We start from the raw sequence: 15168 nt of genomic DNA, 5'->3' as shown, positions 1-15168 counted from the left end.
CTCCCCACCTGCACGATCAAGGAGGATCGATGCGTCACCCCCGTTCCCTCCCGCGCACGGCTGTCGCCGCTGCCGGCCTGTTGCTCACGCTCACCGCGTGTGGCGGCGGCTTCGACGACTCGACGGCGCCCGCCACCCAGCAGTCCGGCCCGGCGTCGCTCAAGCTGATGATCGCCTCCAGCGGCGGCGCCGAGCTCACGGCGGTTCAGGACGCCACCGCGAAGTGGGCGGCGGCCTCCGGCGGCTCGAAGGTGCAGGTGATCGCCGCCAACGACCTGCCGCAGCAGCTGAGCCAGGGCTTCGCCGCGGGCAGCCCGCCCGACGTGTTCGCCGTGGACGCCACCAAGTTCCAGAGCTACGCCGACGAGATGCTGCCCTACGGCGATTCGGTGTCCTACAAGGACGATCTCTACCCGACGCTGCGCACCACGTTCACCAAGGACGGCAAGCTCTACTGCGTCCCCAAGGACTTCTCCACGCTGGCGCTGGCGATCAACACCGACCAGTGGACCGCCGCGGGCCTGACCGACAACGACATCCCGAAGAACTGGGACCAGCTCAAAGCCGCCGCGCAGAAGCTGACCACCGGCGGGCACACCGGGCTCGTGTTCAACGACACCCGCGACCGCGTCGGCGCGTTCCTGGTCCAGGCCGGCGGCTGGCCGCTCGACGCGGACCAGAAGAAGGCCACGGCCGACACCCCGCAGAACCTGCAGGGGCTCACCTTCGTGCGCGACCTGCTGGCCTCCGGCGTCGCCAAGTACCCGAAGCAGATCGGCGCGGGCGACTCGGGTGAGGCGTTCGGCCAGGGCAAGGCCGCGATGAGCGTCGACGGCAACTGGATGGTCGGCGGGATGACCAAGGACTACCCCAACGTGAAGTACCGCGTCGTGCCGCTGCCGGCCGGGCCGGCGGGCGCGGGCACGCTCTCGTTCACGCAGTGCTGGGGCATCGCCGCGAAGAGCAAGTTCCAGGACCAGGCCAAGCAGCTCGTGGACGCGCTGATGCAGCCGCAGCAGGAGCTGGCGTTCGCGAAGACGTTCGGTGTGATGCCCTCGCGGCAATCGGCGCGGACGCAGTACCAGCAGGAGTTCCCGCAGCAGGCGGCGTTCCTCGCCGGGGCCGACTCGGCACACGGCCCGGTGACGCTCACCAAGATGGACCCGGTGCTCACCGACTTCGACGCCCAGATCCAGCAGCTGCCCGGCGCGGACCCGAAGCAGATCCTGAAGCAGCTGCAGACCAACACCACCGCCGCGCTCGGTCAGTGAGCTGGGCATGACGACCCTGCTCACCACCACGAGCACCCCCGCCGCGCCACCATCCCCGGCGCGGCGGGGGAAGGGCCCGAGCCGGCGTGAAGGCCGCGTGGGCTGGCTGTTCCTGGCGCCGACACTGGTGGTGCTCGCCCTGTTCTTCGTGCTGCCCATCGGGATGGCGCTGTGGGTGAGCGTGAGCGACTGGACCGGCAACGGCAGTCCGTTCTCGTCGCGCGTGCACTTCGTCGGCGGCGACAACTACGCCGCACTGCTCACCGAACCCGGTCTCACGCAACGCAACTTCGCCACGAGCATCCGCAACAACGGCTACTTCGTGCTGTTCGTGGTGCCGCTGCAGACGGCGCTCGCGCTGTTCCTCGCGATGGTGCTCAACCAGCGCCGCCTCAAGGGCAAGCAGTTCTTCCGCACGGCGTTCTACTTCCCCACCGTGACCAGCTCCGTCGCGATCTCGGTGGTGTTCCTGTTCCTCTTCTCCAGCACCGGCACGGTGAACGCCGCGCTGAAACTGTTCGGAGTGGACGGTCCCAGCTGGTTCGCCGATCCGCGCGGCGTCTTCCAGATCGTCCTCAACGGACTCGGGGTGCCGAAGAACCCGGCCGCGCTGACGTCGCACGGTTTCCTCGGACTGACCTGGTGGGACTGGCTCTCGGGCCCGAGCGTGGCGATGTGCTCGATCATCGTGCTCGTGGTGTGGACGACCACCGGCGGCTTCATGCTGATGTTCTACGCGGCGCTGCAGAACCTGCCGCCGGGCATCGACGAGGCCGCGTTGATCGACGGTGCCAACGGGTGGCAGCGCTTCTGGCGCGTGACGCTGCCCCAACTGCGCCCGACGTTGTTCCTCGTGCTCACCCTCGGCCTGATCGGCACGTGGCAGGTCTTCGACCAGATCTACGTGCTCAGCCGCGGCGCCCCCGCCAACACCACGCTCACCCCCGCGTACCTGTCCTATTCGACGTCGTTCATCGGCAAGGAATGGGGCCAGGGCTCGGCGATCGCGTTCCTGTTGTTCTTGGTGATCGTGGTGCTCACGCTCGTGCAGCGCTGGCTGCTGAAGGAGAAGGACGGAAAACGGAGGAGCCGGCGGTGAAGCGACGCGGATATCTGCGCTGGGTCGGCCTCGGCGTGCTGCTGCTGGTCGCCGTCGCCTACATCTACCCGTTCCTGATCCAGCTGGCGACGGCGTTCAAGACCGACGCCGACGCGACGGCCCACCCGCTCACCCCCTGGCCGCACGAGTGGTCCGTGGCCGTGTTCAGCACCCTCGCCCAGCAGGACTTCCCGCGCTGGGCGCTGAACTCGATCTTCATCTCGGTCACGATCACCGTCGGCCGGGTGGTGTTCAACTCGATGGCCGGTTACGCGCTGGCGCGGCTGCGGTTCCGCGGCCGGAGCGCGGTGTTCGGCGCGATCGTGGCCGTGCTCGCCGTGCCGAGCGTGGTCCTGCTCATCCCGAAGTTCCTGGTGCTCAACCAGTTCGGCATGTACGACACCTACGCGGCGATGATCATCCCCCTGCTGGCCGACGCGTCGGGCGTGTTCATCATGAAGCAGTTCTTCGAGAGCGTGCCACTGAGCGTGGAAGAGGCGGCCCGCATCGACGGCGCCGGACCGCTGCGCACGTTCTGGTCCGTGGTGCTGCCGATGTCGAAGCCGGCGCTCATCACCATGACGATCCTGGCGTTCCAGGGGTCCTGGAACGAGCTGCCGCACTACATCGTGTCGCGGCAGGACCCGGCACTGAACACGCTCACCACCGGCGTCGCCTCGCTCGTGTCCGGCGAGCTCGGGCAGGGCAACCAGTTCCCGCTCAAGCTCGCCGCCGCACTGCTGATGACGGTGCCGGTGGCGATCGTGTACTTCGTCTTCTCGAAGCGCTTCACGCGAGGCACGTACGAGGGTGTCGACAAGTAGTCAAGGCCCGATCGATTACGGCATCGCCCACGGCGCGTTCGGCAGCACGTGGCCGGTCTCCAGCAGCGACTTGAGGTTCGCGAAGACCGAGGGCCAGCCGCGGCTGATGTCCCGGTGCGCCTGCTCGTCGGCGAGGTCCTCGTGGGTCACGGTGAGCCGGACGATCGCCTCGTACTGCTCGATGTCGAACGTCACGCGCGAAGGCTGCTGGGTGTCCTCCTTGTTCGGGTCGAACCAGCGGGTCACGAGCCGCTTCGGCGGCACGGCCTCCACAACGTCGCCGTAGACGTCGGTGACGCCGGAGCCGTCCGTGCGCACGTGCTTCCAGCTCGAGCCGGGCTGCCAGTCGGACTCGTTGCGGTGCCCCCAGTACTGCCCGGTGAGCTCGGCGTCGGTGAGCGCCTCCCACACCTTCTCCGGCGTGCTTTCGATGTAAGTGACGTAGACGTAACTCGGCTTGTCGGTCATGGCTTCCTCTGCTCGGCGTTTGACGGCGCTCAGCGCGCGCAGCCGGGGGCGCTCGAACTTGTCCACCCAGCGTTCTTGCATCTCGTGCAACGGGACCGGGTTGAGGTAGTGCAGCTTCTCCCGCCCACGGCGCACCGTGCTGACCAGGTTCGCCGCCTCGAGGACGGACAGGTGCTGCGTGACCGTCTGGCGCGTCATGTCCAGGCGGGCGCACAGCTCGTTGAGCGTCTGTCCGTTGTCCTCGTGCAGCTGGTCGAGCAGGTGGCGCCTGGTCGGGTCGGCCAGCGCCTTGAACACCGCGTTCAAAAAACCCTTGTCCAGCTCCGGTTGCACACCCACAGTAAGGCAGTCAAATGACTGCATGTCAAGCCCTCGGGCATACTGGCCTGGTGAAGAGCGTGGTCAAGGCTTGGACAGTGGCAGCGACCGGTAGCGGGCTGCCGTCGACCCTGCACGCGGTGATCACGCGTGGTGATCCGCTGGCGGCGACGCGCGCGGCGGGCACGCTGGCGCCCGGCGGCAAGGCCGGGCTGGTCCGCGGCGCCTTGGTCCACGGGCTCGTGTCCGCCGGCTGGACGGCCGCGCTCGCCTACGTGGACCGCCGCCGGCCGCTCTCGGTCGCCGACGGGGTGGCCGCGGGAGCGGCCATCGCCGTGCTGGACCTGGAGATCGTCGGCCGGCACAACGCGGCGATCCGGGCGTTGCCGCGCGGGGCGCAGTGGCTTGACCACCTGGCCTTCGGCGCGCTGACGGCCGTGGCGCTCAGAGCAGCTCGGGCTTCAGCTGCGGGTCCGCCATCTCCGCGTCGAAGGGGAACATCGGCCGCTCGATCCCGGCGTGCCCGAGGCGCAGCAGGTCTTGGTCGACGCCCCCGGGCGTGAGGGCGAGCAGCCAGTCGGCGGCCATGTCGTACAGCTCCGGTTCCAGGTAGCCGATTTTCACGATCACCACGTCGGCTTCACGCGGGCGCAGGCCGAGGGCGAGGAAGTCGGACTCCAGGTGGTAGGGCTTGCGCCGTGCGGTGACGATCACGCGCAGGCCGCCGACGGCGAACACCACGGCCGTGCCCGCGACCGGGTCTTCGACGTCGATCGCCTCGACCCGCGCGGTCACCGGCACCGGGCCGTGCGGGCCGGAGTCGACCTTTCCTCCCAGTGCCACGGAAACCGTGGCACCCACCCCGGCCGATACCGCCGTGGCGACGGCTTCCGGGTCCACGATCGCGGCGTACAGAGTAGTGAGCGCGGAGTCCACAATGGCCGGAGTGCGCAGGAGGACGTCGAGGCTCCAGGAGGTGTCTCCGGCGCCACCGGCGGTCGGGTTGTCCCCGGAGTCGCTGACGAAAAACGGCCGCGCGGTCGAGGCGACGGCTTGCTCCAGGCATTCGGTCAGGGTTCCTGTCGGGGCGACGAAGGCGAAGTCGCGTCGTGCGTCCCAATAGGACTTCGCGAGCCGCTCGGCCTGGTGCACGAGCACGTCTTCGTCGTCGCCGGACACGACCACGGCCGCTTGGCAGCGCGGTTCGTCGGCCCAGGCGTAGCCGACCCAGATGGCGGCGTCGAGCACTCCGTCGAGCGCTTCGACCTCGTCGACCGCCGCGTAGACGCTCTTCGCGGGTTCGAGGCGGGTACTGGTCTTCTCGCCGGGCAGCAGCACCGGCACCTGCACCCAAGCCTTCTTCGGCTTGCCCCCGCGCCGCAGGCGAGCGGCGAGGTTGCGGGCCGCGCGCTCGCGCGTGTCCCATGCGTCGGTGTGCGGCGCCTTGCGGTAGCAGGTGATCAGGTCCAGCGCCGTGGCCAGCTCACGCGAGACGTTGCCGTGCAGGTCCATCGACGCCGAGATGAGCACTGAAGGCCCGAGGATCGAGCGGATCTCCGTGGCCAGCGCGGCTTCGACGTCCGTCCGGCCGACCACACTCATCGCGCCGTGGATGTCGAAGAACAACCCGTCGAGCTGCTCCGCCGCGCGCACCCGCTCCAGGATCTCCCCCGACAGCTCCGCGTACGCCTCCTCGGTCACCGCGCCACCGGGCAGCGAACGGGCGTGCACGAGCGGCACCCATTCGACGTCGTCCGTCCACGAAGGACGGTCTTCACGCAGGAACGGGTAGCGGGCCAGCAGTTCGTCGCCCCGGGTCACGTGGAAGTCGGCCACGGTCGAGCGGTGCGGGGAGAACGTGCTCGACTCGATGGCGATCCCCGTGATCCCGATCCGCACCTTCGTCATCGTCTGCTCCGTATCGCTTCGTCGAAGACCTCGTCCAGCACCAGCGCGCCCGCGCCGTACAGCCCGGCGTCCGGGCCGAAGCGCACCCGATCGATGCGCAGTTCCCTGGTGGCCAGGGGAAGACAGCGTTCGTAGAGCGCACCGCGCACGGCGGCCACGAACGCCTCCGAACCCGACAACGCGCCGCCGAGCAGCACTTCGTCGGGGTTGCCGAAGTTCACCACCGTGGCCAGCACCTCGCCGAGCTGCAGGCCCGCGCGCCGCACGGCCGTGGTCGCGTCGGGGTGCCCGTCCTCCGCCGTCGCCATCACCTCCGCGGTGCTGTTCACCGCGACTCCCTGCTCGCGCAGCTGCGCCACGAGGGCCGCGCCGCTGGCCACCGTCTCCAGGCAGCCGCGGTTTCCGCAGGTGCACGGCCGATCTCCGGCCGCGGGCACGCGCACGTGGCTGATGTCGCCCGCGACGCCGGCCCGGCCGCGGTAGAGCCGGCCGGTGACGACGAGGCCCGAGCCGATGCCCGTGCCCGCCTTCACCACGAGCAGCGTGCGCCCGGGCGCCCCGGCGACGGATTCGCCCAGCGCCTGCAGGTTCGCGTCGTTGTCCACCGCCACGGGCAGGTCGAAGTGCTCGCGCAACGCGTCGCGCACGGCGAACCCGCGCCAGCCCGGCATGCGCGAGGGCAGCGTGATCGTGCCCGCGCCCACGTCGACCGGTCCGGGGAACGCGACGCCGATGCCCAGCTGCCGGCCCGGGCACCGCGCCTCGGCCGCGACTTCCCGCACGGTGCCGGCGAACGCCGCGACAACCTGCGCCGGCTCGCGGTTGATGTCCAGCGGCCGCTCGGCGACGTGCAGCAGGTTGCCCGCGATGTCGAGCGCGCCGATGCGCACGTGCCGCGAACCGACGTCGGCGGCCCAGACGTGGCCGAACCCCGCGTTGACGGACAACAGTTTCGGCCGCCGCCCGCCCGCCGAGCTACCTTCGCCGGACTCGACGAGAACCCCGGCGGAGATCAGCGCCTGCGTCCGGACGGACACCGTCGACTGCGGCAGACCGAGCACGCGCGCGAGGTCCATTCGCGAGACGGCGTGCTCGTGGGCGACGAGCCAGAGCAGCCGCAGCAGACCGGCGGGATCCTGGGCCACGGCCGTCACCTACTTACTTCATGTCTGATGTAACTGTCCGGAAACTTGCCCCCGAAATCACCTCTTGGCAATTTCCAACACGCATGCGACATTACACGGCAACCAAGAACACGCCCAGTCCCTCGACATCGACTTACACCAAGGATGTTGGAAGTGATGCGGATGGCTCGACACCGGTGGCGCGCCGCGCTCGGGGTTACGCTCGCCGCCGCGCTGGCGCTCTCCGGCTGCGCGACGAGCCGCGAGCAGCACGGCGGTTCGGGCAAACCGGTGACCGGTGGCAGCGCGCGGATCGCACTGCCCCCGTCGGCGACCCCGAACTGGATCCTGCCGATCTCGATCCCCGGCTACGGCGCGAGCTACAACGGCGCCATCCGGGCCGAGCTGTACCTGCCGCTGTACAACTACGACGGCAGCTCCGGCTCGGTCACACTCGACGATCCCTCCAGCGCGGCCAACGCGCCGAGCTACTCCGCCGACGGCAAGACCGTGACGATCACGCTCAAGCCGCTCACGTGGTCCACCGGCGATCCCTTGACCAGCCGTGACGTCGAGTTCTGGCTCAACCTCCTGCGCGCGGGCAAGGACAACTGGGGCAAGTACTCCGAAGGCCTGATGCCCGACAACATCAAGGCCTTCCACGCGAAAGACGACCACACCTTCACGCTCACCCTCGACAAGCCGTACAACGCCGACTGGTTCACCGCCAACCAGCTCAGCCTGGTGATGCCGATGCCGCAGAAGGCGTGGGACCGCACGAGCGCGGGCGGCCCGGTCGGCGACTTCGACCGCGACCCCGCGGGTGCGAAGAAGGTGTTCGACTTCCTGGTGGCGCAGGCGAAGCAGCTCGGCACGTACTCGACGAATCCACTGTGGAAGGTCGTGAACGGGCCGTTCACGCTCGCCGGGTTCACCGCGTCGGGCCAGGTGACGCTGACCAAGAACCCGAAGTACACCGGCCCGGACCCGGCGAAGCTCGACACCGTGCAGTTCCTGACCTTCACCAGCTCCTCGGCGGAGTACAACGTGCTGCGCGCCGGCGGCGTCGACTACGGCTACGTGCCCACGTCGAACCTCGGCCAGCGCCCGAAACTGGAGGCGCAGGGCTACCGGATCGAACCGTGGAACGGCTGGTCGATCACGTACTCGCCCTTCAACTTCAACAACCCCCAGCTGGGCGCCGCGTTCAAGCAGCTTTACATGCGCCAGGCCCTGCAGCACGCCGTGGACCAGGACAGCATCACCTCGGTGATCTGGCGCGGCACGGCCCGCGTGGACTACGGCCCCGTGCCGCAGGACAACGACGTGAAGTACCTGTCGGCGCGGCAGAAGACCAACCCGTACCCGTTCGACCTCGTCGCCGCCCGGAAACTGCTGACCGGTCACGGCTGGAAACCCGGCTCCGACGGCGTCCTCGAGTGCGCGTCGCCCGGCAACGGACCCGCGCAGTGCGGCGAGGGTGTCAACGCCGACACGAGGTTGTCGCTCACGATGCTGACCGAGTCGGGCTCCGACGAGACCGACGGGACGATGCAAGAGCTGCGCTCGGAGCTGTCGAAGATCGGCGTGGAGATGAAGATCAATGCGCAGCCACTGAACACCGTGCTGGCCAACGGAACCGCGTGCAAGCCGGAAGAGCCGGCGTGCTCGTGGCAGCTGTCGTACTTCGGCACGCAGGGCAGCTGGTACTTCCCCGCCAACCCCAGCGGCGAGGACCTGTTCGCCACCGACGCCGGCACGAACTTCGGCAGCTACGCCGACAAGCACGCCGACGACCTGATCACCGCGACCAACCTGGCCACGGGCGATCAGCCGATGCTCGACTACAGCGCCTACCTGGCCGAGCAGCTGCCCGTGCTCTGGCTGCCCAACCCGCCGTACCAGGTGTCGGCGATCGACACCGCGCTGCGCGGGGTGACCCAGGATCCGCTGGCCGGGATTCAGCCGCAGCGCTGGTACTGGACGAGGTGAGGACGTGACCCGATACCTCCTCAAGCGGCTCGTGCTGGCCGTGGTCGTGGTGCTGCTGGTCACCGTGGTCACGTTCGTGCTGCTGCACCTGCTGCCCGGTGGTCCGGCGCGCGGCGTGCTCGGTGTGAAGGCCACGCAGGAGCAGATCGACGCGTTCAACAAGGCCCAGGGCTTCGACCAACCGCTTCCCGTGCAGTACTGGGAGTACCTGGTGCGCCTGCTGCACGGCGACCTCGGCGACTCGTACACGCAGAACTCCCCCGTCTCGACGCTGCTGGAAGAGCGCGTGCCGAAGACGCTGCTGCTCACCGCGATCTCGACGCTGCTCGCGATCGTGGTGGCGCTGCCGGTGGGCGTGTGGCAGGCGGTGCGGCGCGGCAAGGCCGCGGACCACGTGACCACCGGGGTGACGTTCCTGCTCTACGCGACGCCCGTGTTCTTCCTGTCGCTGGTGCTGATCATCGTGTTCGCGCAGGTGCTGCCGTTGTTCCCGGCGCAGGCCGCGCAGGGCGAGACGATCGGGGAACTGCTGTCGCAGCCCGGCTCGCTGGTGCTGCCGGTGGTGGCGGGCATGGGGGCGGCGCTGGCCGCGTTCAGCCGGTACATGCGGGCGTCCACTCTGGACAACCTCGCCGAGGACTACGTGCGCACCGCACGCGCGAAGGGCACGCCGGAGCGCACGATCATCTGGCGGCACGTGTGGCCGAACTCGCTGACGTCCGTGGTCTCGATGCTCGGCTACTACGTGCCGGTGGTGTTCAGCGGTTCGCTGGTGGTGGAGTCGATGTTCAACTACCCCGGCGTCGGCCTGCTGTTCTGGACGGCCGCGCGCAACGCCGACTTCCCCGTGCTGCTCGGGGTGGTGCTGGTGATCGCCGTGGCGACCGTGATCGGCTCGCTGCTCGCGGACGTCGTGCAGCTCGTGATCGATCCGCGCGTGCGGGTGAAGGGAGTGCGGTCGTGACCGTCCTTTCGCGAGTGTTCGCGCGGCGTACGGCGCTCGTCGGCGCGATCCTGCTGCTGGTGGTGATCCTGTTCTGCTTCTTCGGCCCGCTGCTCTACGGCACCGACCAGTCGCACACCGATCTCGCGGCCGCGCGGCTCGGGCCCGGCAGCGGCCATCCGCTGGGCACCGACGACCTCGGCTACGACGTGCTCGGCCGGCTGATGGTGGCCGGGCGGACGTCGCTGATCATCGGTGTGCTGGCCGGGCTCATCGCCACCGCTATCGGCGCGGTGTGGGGCGCGCTCGCCGGCTACACCGGTGGCTGGCTCGACACGGTGCTCATGCGCGTGGTCGACACCGGCGTCGCGATTCCCGCACTGTTCCTGCTGCTGGTGGCGGCCACGCTGGTCACCCCGAGCGTCGGGGTGCTGGCGCTGATCATCGGCTGCGTGTCGTGGCTGGTGCCGGCGCGGCTGATGCGCGCGGAGACGGTGAGCCTGCGCGAACGCGACTACATCCGCGCGATCACGGTGCTCGGCGCGAGCCGCACGCGCGTGGTGTTCCGGCACGTGATCCCCAACGCCATCGGCACGGTGATGGTGAACGCGACGTTCCAGATCGCCGACGCCATCCTGCTCGTGGCGTACGTGAGCTTCCTCGGCCTCGGCGTGCCCGCGCCGGACACCGACTGGGGCGCGATGCTGTCGAAGGGCATCACCTACACGTTCGACGGCGCGTGGTGGCTGATCCTGCCGCCGGGCATCGCGATCGTGCTCGTGGTGTGCGCGATCAACTTCCTGGGCGACGGACTGCGCGACGCGTTCGCGGTGAAGGGACGGCGATGAGCGAGCCGGTGCTCGACATCCGTGGCCTGCGGGTGTCCTACGGGGACGGTGATCCGGCCGTCAACGGGCTGTCGCTGACGGTCGAGCCGGGTGAGATCGTGGCGGTGGTCGGCGAATCGGGCTCGGGCAAGAGCACGGCCGCGCTCGCGGTGCTGGGACTGCTGCCCGAGTCAGCCTCGGTGTCCGGGGCGATCGAGCTGGACGGGCAGAACGTGCTGGAACTGCGGGGCGAGGAGCTGCGTAAGCTGCGCGGGCAGGGCGCGGGCATGGTGTTCCAGGAGCCGATGACGGCGCTGAACCCCTTGCTGCGTATCGGTTTTCAGCTCGCGGAGGCGATCCGCAACCACGATCCCCGGAAGCGGCGGCACAAGCACTACTACCCGCGGTGTGCGGAGCTGCTGGAACGCGTTGGGGTACCAGAGCCCGAGGCGCGGCTGAAGCAGTACCCACACGAGCTCTCCGGTGGGTTGCGCCAGCGCGTGATGATCGCGATCGCGCTGGCCGCACGGCCGAAGCTGATCATCGCGGACGAGCCGACCACCGCGTTGGACGTCACCGTTCAGCAGCAGATCCTGGACTTGCTCAGGGACATCCGTTCGACGGAAGGTACGGCGACGCTGCTGATCACGCACAACATGGGCGTGGTGGCGGACGTCGCCGACCGCGTGCTCGTGCTGCGGTCCGGACGGCTGGTGGAAGAGGCTCCGACGGCTGAGCTGTTCTCCTCTCCGCGGGCCGCGTACACGCGTGAGCTGCTGGCCGCCGTGCCACGGTTGGGTGCGGGCGAGCACGCCGACGCGGTGGCGGCGCCGGGCAAGCCGGTACTGGCGTTGACGGACATCGTGGTGGAGTACGGCGGGAAGCGGGCCGTGGACTCGGTGTCGCTGAGCGTCGGGCCGGGCGAGATCGTGGGGCTGGTCGGGGAATCGGGTTCGGGCAAGACGACGCTGGGCAACTGCGCGCTGGGCCTGGTCACGCCGAAGTCGGGCCGGGTGGAGGTGCTCGGCGGGCCGCTGCCACGCGGTACCGGACGCTCGGCGCGGGCGGTGCGGCGACAGATCGGGGCGGTGTTCCAGGATCCGGCGTCTTCGCTGGACCCGCGGATGACGGTGGCCCAGACCGTGGCCGAGCCGCTGATCATGCACACCTCGGCCGGGGGGTCCGAGCGGCGACGGCGCGTGCGCGAGCTGCTCGACGCCGTGGAGCTGCCGGAGTCGCTGATGGAGCGCTACGGCCACGAGCTGTCCGGCGGGCAGCGGCAGCGCGTGAGCCTCGCGCGGGCGCTCGTGCTGGGGCCGAAGCTGCTGATCGCGGACGAGCCGACGAGCGCGCTCGACGTGTCCGTGCAGGCCGTGGTGCTGGACGTGTTCAAGCGGCTGCACGAGGAGTTCGGGTTCGGCTGCCTGTTCGTGAGCCACGACCTCGCCGTGGTCGACAGCCTGTGCGACCGCGTCGCCGTGCTGCGCGGGGGCGAGCTCGTGGAGCAAGGGCCGGCCGCGCGGGTGCTGCGGGACCCGTCGCACGCGTACACGCAGGCGTTGCTGCTGTCCTCGCCCGTGCCGGACCCCGCGGTACAGCGCGGCCGTCGGGACGCGCTGGCGGACGTGGATCCCGCGGCGTGAGCGAAGTGTGGGCCGGGGTCGACATCGGCGGGTCGAAAACGCTCGTGGTCGTGTGCGATGCCGACGGCCGGGAGGTGGCGTCGGCATCGGCGGACTCGGGTGCGCACCTGGGCGGCGCGGCGATCCTGGACGGGGCGGCCGCGTTGGTGTTGTCGCTGGCGCCCGGCGAGCCGGCGGGGGTCGGCGTCGGCGCGGCCGGCGTGGTGGAGCCGGAGACCGGGACGATCGTGGTCACCGGCGACTCGTTCACGGGCTGGGCGGGCACGGCTGTCAACGCGGGGCTGTCCGCCCGGCTGGGTGGCGTGCCGGTGGTGACGGAGAACGACGTGAACGCGTTCCTGCTGGGCGAACTGTCCACAACGGACCGGCACGTGCTCGGCGTCGCGCTGGGCACGGGTGTCGGCGGCGCGCTGTACGTGGACGGCACCCTGCTGCACGGCGGCGGCACGGGCGCCGGCGAGATCGGCCACGTCGGCACCTACGGCCCGGCGCCGTGCACCTGCGGGCAGACCGGCCACCTGGAGGCCTACGCGTCCGGCCGGTCCCTGGCCCGCCGCTACACGGAGGCGACGGGGGTTTCCCTGCGCGCCGAGGCCGTCGCGGCCGCCGCCCTGGACGGTGACGAGGCCGCATTGGCGGTGTTCAGCGACGCCGGGCGTTTCCTCGGCGAGGCGATCACGCACGCGTGCGGCCTGCTCGGCATCGCGACGGCCGTGGTCGGCGGCTCCGTGACGAACTCGTGGGCGCTGCTGGAGAAGCCGATGCAGGAGGCGCTGACCGAGCACCCCCTGCTGTCGGGCTCTCCGGTGGACGTACGGCTGGCCCGGGGCGGCGCCAAGGCGGTCGCGCTGGGTGCGGTCGCCCTCGCGCGATCGACGTTCAGCCGAGGGTGACCTCAGCGCCTGGCTTGAGCAGGTGCAGCCGGGTCTTGCCGTTGGCGGCAAAGGCTTCCGCCAGCGTGTCCGGTCCCTGCGTGAAGTGTCCCCAGCCCTCGAAATGCAGCGGCACCACGTCGTCGGCGCCCAGGATCTCCGCGGCTTCGGCGGCGGCCGTGGACTCCAGGGTCAGGTAGGCGTCGATGAGCGGCGTGCGCGCGGCACCGGCGAAGAGGACAGCGATGGGCACGGGCCCGAAGCGGCCGGCGATTTCGCGGACACGGTCGAGCGAGGCGTTGTCACCACTGACGTAGACGGACGGCAGGCCGTCTTTCGACAGCAGGAAACCCGTGACCTCACCGACCTTGGCCTCGGCGCCTTCCGGCCCGTGTAAAGCGGGCAGTCCGGTCACGCGCACTCCCCCGACGTCCGCGTGCGTCCAGTTCGGCAGCGCCCGCGCCGTGCCGCCGAGCCGCTCGGCGCCCGATGTCGTCGTCAGGGTGAGCGGCGCCGTCGCGAGGTACTCGCGCCCGCCGCGGTCGAGGTTGTCCGCGTGCTGGTCGTGCGACAGCAGCACGGCGTCCACGGCGCCGACCTCGGCGGGGCTCGCCACCGGCTCGGTCGTCTTCACGAGCACACGGTTGCCGATCGGATACTCCCCCGGCTGGTCGAACGTCGGGTCGGTCAGGAACCGCACCCCGCCGTAGGTGATCAACGACGTCGGTCCGCCCAGGTGGCGCAGCGAGAAAGTGGTCATGCCGCCATCCTGCCCCGATGCGCCGGCGAGCGGTGAGTGGCAGTTAAGTCGTTCATCGATGAGATCCTGCCAGTACTGTGGAGCCGTGCAGAAGATCGCGCTGGTGCTGTTCGACGGAGCCCGGCTGTTTGACACGGCGGTGGTCGACGAGGTGTGGGGCGCGCGCAGCGGGCCCGGGGCGGAACTGCGCCGGTGCGCGGCCACGAAGGAGCCGGTGGAGCTGGCGGGCGGGGCCGTGCTGAAGCCCGAACGGACGTTCGCCTGGTTGCGCACGGCGGACGTCGTCGTGGTGCCGGGCCTGGCGAACGTCGATGCCGAGCCCGCGCCGGAGCTGCTGGCCGCGTTGCGCGCCGCGCATCGGGCCGGGGCGCAGGTGGCGGGGTTGTGCCTGGGCGCGTTCGTGTTGGGTGCGGCGGGGTTGCTGGACGGCCGGCCGGCCGCCACGCACTGGCGCTTCACGACCGAGCTCGCGCGGCGGCATCCGTCCGCGCGGGTCGACCCCGGCGTGCTGTACGCGGGCGGCGACGGCGTGTGGACGTCGGCGGGCGTCGCGGCCGGCATCGACCTCTGCCTGCACCTCGTGCGGATCACGCAGGGCGCGGACGTCGCGGCGGGGATCGCGCGGGCCATGGTCACGGCGCCGTTCCGCTCGGGCGGGCAGGCGCAGTTCATCACGGTTCCCACGCCGCCTCGCGACGAGGAACCGCTGGCCGCCGTGCGGGAACGCGCGTTGCGGGAACTGCGGCGGCCGTTGACGGTCGCGGAGCTGGCGGGCTGGGCGTCGATGTCCGAGCGCACGTTCGCGCGCCGGTTCGTGGCCGAGACGGGCACCACGCCCGTGCGCTGGCTGCTGGACCAGCGCATCGCCCGGGCGCAGCAGCTGCTGGAAAGCTCCGACCTGCCCGTCGCCGAGATCGCGGGCTGTTGCGGGTTCGGCTCACCGGTGTCGTTCCGGCAGCACTTCACCCGCCACGTCGGCGTCGCGCCCAGCCGCTACCGCACGGATTTCCGGCCCTCGACCACGACGTCGGACCGGTCCGCCCTCGCTTCCGCCGGAAACCGGACGACGTAAGTCTTCCCCGGCGCACCCAGGCGGCCGGTGCGCAGCCGCGAGTGCAG

At 70.4% G+C, this 15168-nt stretch carries 14 protein-coding genes; 10 read left to right on the top strand and 4 right to left on the bottom strand.

All coding sequences use genetic code 11. The annotated features are described in order from the left end of the window. The first annotated feature begins 29 nt into the window (after positions 1-29). The 3 genes from AB0H62_RS33765 to AB0H62_RS33755 are packed head-to-tail and all read left to right on the top strand — an operon-like array spanning position 30 to position 3194. Positions 30-1271: a sugar ABC transporter substrate-binding protein gene (locus AB0H62_RS33765; protein WP_220243606.1), complete on the top strand. Its 1242-nt coding sequence runs from the start codon at positions 30-32 to the stop codon at positions 1269-1271. Between the two features lie 7 nt (positions 1272-1278). After that, the gene (locus AB0H62_RS33760; RefSeq protein WP_220243607.1) at positions 1279-2370 is read left to right on the top strand and encodes a sugar ABC transporter permease; all 1092 of its coding nucleotides are present in this window, start codon (positions 1279-1281) and stop codon (positions 2368-2370) included. Further along, positions 2367-3194, top strand: a complete 828-nt coding sequence (locus AB0H62_RS33755) for a carbohydrate ABC transporter permease (RefSeq protein ID WP_255638388.1) — start codon at positions 2367-2369, stop codon at positions 3192-3194. The genes AB0H62_RS33760 and AB0H62_RS33755 overlap by 4 nt, the downstream gene beginning before the upstream one ends. 15 nt (positions 3195-3209) lie before the next feature. Here the strand turns inward: AB0H62_RS33755 and AB0H62_RS33750 are convergent, their stop codons facing one another. Beyond that, the gene (locus AB0H62_RS33750; protein WP_360590590.1) at positions 3210-4001 is read right to left on the bottom strand and encodes a metalloregulator ArsR/SmtB family transcription factor; all 792 of its coding nucleotides are present in this window, start codon (positions 3999-4001) and stop codon (positions 3210-3212) included. Between the two features lie 50 nt (positions 4002-4051). Between AB0H62_RS33750 and AB0H62_RS33745 the strand changes: the two genes are divergently transcribed. Beyond that, positions 4052-4543 (top strand): hypothetical protein, encoded by a 492-nt coding sequence (locus AB0H62_RS33745; protein ID WP_220243610.1) that lies wholly within the window; start codon positions 4052-4054, stop codon positions 4541-4543. On the opposite strand, the gene AB0H62_RS33740 is transcribed toward AB0H62_RS33745, so the two are convergent. Continuing rightward, positions 4425-5888: a M81 family metallopeptidase gene (locus tag AB0H62_RS33740; protein WP_220243611.1), complete on the bottom strand. Its 1464-nt coding sequence runs from the start codon at positions 5886-5888 to the stop codon at positions 4425-4427. The two genes, AB0H62_RS33745 and AB0H62_RS33740, sit on opposite strands and share 119 nt — an antisense overlap. Then, positions 5885-7033 carry an ROK family protein gene (locus AB0H62_RS33735; RefSeq protein ID WP_360590587.1) on the bottom strand — a complete coding sequence of 383 codons (1149 nt, stop codon included), beginning with the start codon at positions 7031-7033 and terminating at the stop codon, positions 5885-5887. Before AB0H62_RS33735 ends, AB0H62_RS33740 begins: the two co-directional genes overlap by 4 nt. Positions 7034-7195: 162 nt before the next feature. On the opposite strand from AB0H62_RS33735, the gene AB0H62_RS33730 reads away from it, so the two are divergent. From AB0H62_RS33730 to AB0H62_RS33710, 5 genes are read left to right on the top strand one after another with little or no spacing between them, the layout of a single operon-like run. Continuing rightward, entirely contained in the window at positions 7196-9004 is a 1809-nt protein-coding gene (locus AB0H62_RS33730; RefSeq protein ID WP_360590586.1) for a peptide ABC transporter substrate-binding protein, read from the top strand. 4 nt (positions 9005-9008) lie between these two features. Then, complete coding sequence (locus AB0H62_RS33725; RefSeq protein WP_360590584.1) at positions 9009-9968, top strand: ABC transporter permease; 960 nt, start codon at positions 9009-9011, stop codon at positions 9966-9968. Next, positions 9965-10795: an ABC transporter permease gene (locus AB0H62_RS33720; RefSeq protein WP_360590582.1), complete on the top strand. Its 831-nt coding sequence runs from the start codon at positions 9965-9967 to the stop codon at positions 10793-10795. The genes AB0H62_RS33725 and AB0H62_RS33720 overlap by 4 nt, the downstream gene beginning before the upstream one ends. Then, positions 10792-12417, top strand: a complete 1626-nt coding sequence (locus tag AB0H62_RS33715) for an ABC transporter ATP-binding protein (protein WP_360590580.1) — start codon at positions 10792-10794, stop codon at positions 12415-12417. Before AB0H62_RS33720 ends, AB0H62_RS33715 begins: the two co-directional genes overlap by 4 nt. Continuing rightward, complete coding sequence (locus AB0H62_RS33710; RefSeq protein WP_220243616.1) at positions 12414-13310, top strand: ROK family protein; 897 nt, start codon at positions 12414-12416, stop codon at positions 13308-13310. Before AB0H62_RS33715 ends, AB0H62_RS33710 begins: the two co-directional genes overlap by 4 nt. Here AB0H62_RS33710 and AB0H62_RS33705 read toward each other — a convergent pair. Next, a complete protein-coding gene (locus AB0H62_RS33705) occupies positions 13297-14049 on the bottom strand; it encodes an MBL fold metallo-hydrolase (protein ID WP_220243617.1) in 753 nt (250 codons plus the stop codon). The two genes, AB0H62_RS33710 and AB0H62_RS33705, sit on opposite strands and share 14 nt — an antisense overlap. 85 nt (positions 14050-14134) lie before the next feature. On the opposite strand from AB0H62_RS33705, the gene AB0H62_RS33700 reads away from it, so the two are divergent. After that, a complete protein-coding gene (locus tag AB0H62_RS33700) occupies positions 14135-15121 on the top strand; it encodes a helix-turn-helix domain-containing protein (protein WP_360590578.1) in 987 nt (328 codons plus the stop codon). Positions 15122-15168 lie beyond the last annotated feature (47 nt).

The sequence above is a fragment of the Amycolatopsis sp. NPDC050768 genome (assembly GCF_040654155.1).
Classification (GTDB): Bacteria; Actinomycetota; Actinomycetes; order Mycobacteriales; family Pseudonocardiaceae; genus Amycolatopsis.
The sequence above is the reverse complement of the archived record's forward strand: the minus strand, read 5'-3'. Positions and strand labels throughout refer to the sequence as shown.